The following is a 591-nucleotide window of genomic DNA, read 5'->3' as shown; positions in this document are numbered from 1 at the left end:
GATGCGGTATCCGCGGATTTTGACTTGTTCGTCGGCGCGGTCCACGTAGTGGAGTTGGCCGTCGCTTCCCCAGCGGACGAGATCTCCGGTGCGATACATCCGGGCCCCGGGCGCGGCGTATGGGTAAGCCACGAACCGTGTCGCGGTCAGTGCGCTGCGACGCCGATAGCCGCAGCTGACGCCGTCACCGGCCACATACAACTCACCTGTCACACCAACCGGCACCGGCCGCAGCCAGCGGTCGAGGACGAACAACGCCGCACCCGGCACGGGTGAACCGATCGGTGGTGTCCCTGAACCCGGCGCCAATGGCGCGGTCAAGGAAACGCACATGGTGGTTTCGGTGGGTCCGTAGCCGTTGATGACTGTGTGTGCGGGTGCCCAGCGGTCTATCACTTGGGCCGGGCAATGTTCGCCGCCGAGTATCAGTGTCAGCGGTTCCAGGCCTTCCGGTATGAGCATTGCTGCGGCGGTGGGGGTTTGGGTCAGCATGGTGACGTGTTGGGCGGCGAGGACGTCGTGGAAGTCGTTGGGGGAGAGGGTGATCGAGTCGGGGATCACGACCAGTCGGCCGCCGTGGAGTAGCGGGCT

The 591-nt window shown here is 65.5% G+C and carries 1 protein-coding gene; it reads right to left on the bottom strand.

From position 1 onward, the window contains the following. Nucleotides 1-591, bottom strand: a 591-nt coding sequence (locus tag IG65_RS35530; RefSeq protein ID WP_036526660.1) for an AMP-binding protein, incomplete at both ends; no start/stop codon positions are given.

The sequence above is a fragment of the Nocardia sp. NRRL WC-3656 genome (genome assembly GCF_000720265.1).
Lineage (GTDB): Bacteria > Actinomycetota > Actinomycetes > Mycobacteriales > Mycobacteriaceae > Nocardia > Nocardia nova.
This window is presented reverse-complemented; position numbering and strand designations above follow the sequence as displayed.